The following is a 3,554-nucleotide window of genomic DNA, read 5'->3' on the forward strand; positions in this document are numbered from 1 at the left end:
AGCAGCATCATAACGCCCCCCAAATAACACTACAGCACGGTTATTGTTTGAACCTGTATTACGGCTACTATTATAGATAATACCTGTGTAACCTTTGTCATAGGCTTGGTTCGCAATTCTATTTGTATACGCATATATAGCTTCTTTTTTAGCCTTTTCTGCATTTGAATAACCATCTGGCGCAATTTCAGTTAGTTTTTTTTGATCAATCCCCATTTGTTTCAATATTTTAGGATCGGTTAAATCTAGCATATTCTTAACCTCAACCTGTCCCACAAATAAAGACTTTCCATTTACAGCCTGTCTCACTTCGAAATAAGATGTAGCAATGTTTTCACCAAAATAGATATCACCACCTGTAGATCTATGATTAAAATCTGAGAATCTATAAAGCGCACGGGGATTTGTACTCAAGGGAGTAAATTGAGGATCATATATTTTATGTCCATCTAAATTGACTGCAATACCTTTATCCGAAATAATTATTGGATCTTTTAAAACTTTGTAGCCAACTTTTGCTGCTACTTTTTCTGTCAGGATCACTCCACCTTTAGCAAGACTAGCGCCACCAGCGAATAAACTCGCTACATCAGCTGTAAGTTTGCCCGCTTCTAAACCTGCATTATATGAGCCTTTAATACCAGCTTTTTCATATTCTGATTCAAGCTTATTAATACGGTTCGTATAATCTTGTTTAATAGCATCACTAATATTACCTAGAGCGTTTTCACTATTGATAACTTCTTTGATTGCTTTATAGGTTTGTATTGGGCTAAGAGCCATTTTTGCCAAACCCACTACCGACTCAGCAACAGAGGTCGGAATACCTACTGCAAAGCCTGCTGCATAATTTGCATCTTGTCCTGCACTAATTGCAGCCCATTTAACAACTACTCCACCACAAGTAAGAACATTACAATCTTTAAGTTCTTGACTCTTTTGCTTCTCTTGCACATGGTTCAAATAATTATTGCTAACGGCTGTATCTGCTGCATTTGCAGCAGCAGTCACATCATATCCTACATACGCAGCAACCACCCCAGTGGTAAGTTTAGTAATGTTGAGAATTTTTGATTTTTCTGCTTCCGTATATTCAATGCCATTTGCTGGTTTGAACATATTTTCTGCAATGACCTCACCTAAAGCGGCTCCTAGTGCTCGTGACTGACATTCTTTGTCAATCACACCAGTTGCACAACCCGCTGCAGCATGCGCAGCAATAGCAACAACTTTACTCACAAAGGCATTGCTACTCATTCCTAATGTGTCACCAATAGCACCTGCTAATGGTGCTTGCAGTGAGTTTGCCAATCCTGCTAATAAAGCTTTTTCCAGTCCTTCGCTTAGGTTTCTACCATTAACAGCAGAATCTATCAATGTACTGCCAACACCTTGTATCATTCCAGTAGCCATATTATTGGCAATGTCATTCACAATAGCATTACTACTGATATTTAAGTTTGTCGCTACCCCATTCAACAATCCAGCAGTGACTACTGATGCTGCTAAATTCTTAACAGAATCTTTACTTCCTAAATCTTTTAGTGTTTTGCCGATATCTCCACCGTTATTAATTAATCCTACACTTGCTTGAGTTGCTAAACTTGTAATAGCAGCATTTGCCATAGCCCCAAGCGTAGAAACACCTGTAATTGTTGTAACACCTCCCACTGTTGCAGTTGTAACGCCTGCTGAACCAATCATACTTGCGCCCAAACCAACTGTAGTCCCACTTGCTGCTGTTCCTCCAGCCGCTCCTGCCGCTGCAGCAGTTCCTGTACCCATGGTTACAATCGTTATAATAATCACAATAATTGCAGCTCCAGCTGCTGTTAAACCTTGTGATTTATAGTCCCAGTCTTTTTGAGTTAATAGAACTGTTTGCCAATCTACATCTTTTCGGTTTACCAATTCTTTTAAATATTCATTTCCTGGTTTTTTAGATAAATCAAGAATCGCATCACGTAGCTCCACCTTATTAACGTCTTTTTCACTTATTGGAACTTGTACACTCAAACCACCTGCAGCTTTAAAGGTAGGTAAAACTGGTCCATTAAAACTCGGTAATTGAGCAGTTTCAGTAATTGAGCCTTTATCCTGCATCGCTTGCCAAGCTACAGAGTTTTTTTCTTTTTTTAAGAGCTCTGTAATAGATGTCTTAGCAGCTATTAATTCAAGTGTTCCTCCAGCTTCAAGTGTAGAACCGATTAAATATTCAAATTCTGTTCCAACAAGTCTTGTATCATAAACTGATTTTGTCCCAATATAATCTGCTTTTAAGGTTGCTGGTATTTCAGTAACTTGAGTACGCGTTGCATTTGTTTTAGAGGTGTTGTATTTGAGATAAGTTTAGAATATGAGGTTTTCTTCGTAACATCTACTGTACTGCTAGAAGATTCTTCCACAGTGTAAAAGTTAAGATTCCCGCCAGATTTAATCGAAATTGTTCCGCCCTCGGCAGTAAAGCGCCCAGAGTAAATATCAATATTATTATCTGGGGTTTTAGCATCTACAGATGGATCTAGTTTCTTTGTCTCAATAGAAATATTCTTTGCAGAAATATCAACTGATGCCGCATTTGTGCCATTATTTTCAGAAACAGTCGTAATATACTTTTTCTTTAAACCACCCCATGATTTTTTCTTTTCAGTAGTTATTGATCGATCATAACTTTGCTCAATAGCTGCATCAAATAAAATACTTTTATTTGATTCTATTTTCACATCACCATTTTTTGATGTAATACCGGTAGCTTGTAAAACTAAGTTATCATCTTTAGTTTTACCTACAGTTCTAATGTTAACCCCTTTATCCCCATTAATAATAGAAGGGCTGACTAGTGTTCTCATACTATAATTTTGATCATTTTCAGTACCTTTCTCATAAAAATCTGTATGACCATCAACAATAATACTTGCATTTAATGATTTTGGTGGTTGATTAACCCCACTACTAATTGAAGATTTATACTGTTCGGCTAAAACACCACTTGCTTCTAAATTAACTTGTCCTAATTGAGCAGAAATATTTCCTCCACTTATAGATAAACCTTTAGCAGAAGTAATATTTATATTTCCTGATTTTGAAGTTAATTTAGCTTCGGCATGTTCTGAACCATTTATCTCTGTATTATAAAAATCAACTTCCGCCTGTAAGCTCCTTAAATAATTTTCATCATATTTTGGCTCAAATGAATATAATGCATCAAAGCGGCTACTTCTTTGTGGTACAGCAATAATACTATGGAATAATGGTACATCTGATCCAAATATAAGAAGCCTTGGGTTTGGTCTCACTGGGTATTTGGAAATAAAATCTTTATAAAGATTATAATGCTTCACATATAAAGTATAATCATAATTACTAGAAGCATAATCTTCATATGCAGTAACCATATTATCATAATCGGTAAAAAACTGTTGTTGTTTTAATAAATCTAAACTACTTAATATAGAATTTTTTAAATTATTGGCTTCAGTAAACTTTTCTTCTTTCTTTCTCTTTGCAAAACTATTTTTTACCCCATCAACTAACACATCATCTTTACTTGAAAC

Annotated in this window: 1 pseudogene; it reads right to left on the reverse strand. The window is 36.0% G+C overall.

The window, feature by feature from the left end:
- Positions 1 to 3,554 (reverse strand): annotated as a pseudogene (locus J536_RS0104905) (DUF637 domain-containing protein); the annotation flags it as partial.

This window comes from Acinetobacter sp. 809848 (assembly GCF_000581275.1).
Lineage (GTDB): Bacteria > Pseudomonadota > Gammaproteobacteria > Pseudomonadales > Moraxellaceae > Acinetobacter > Acinetobacter pittii.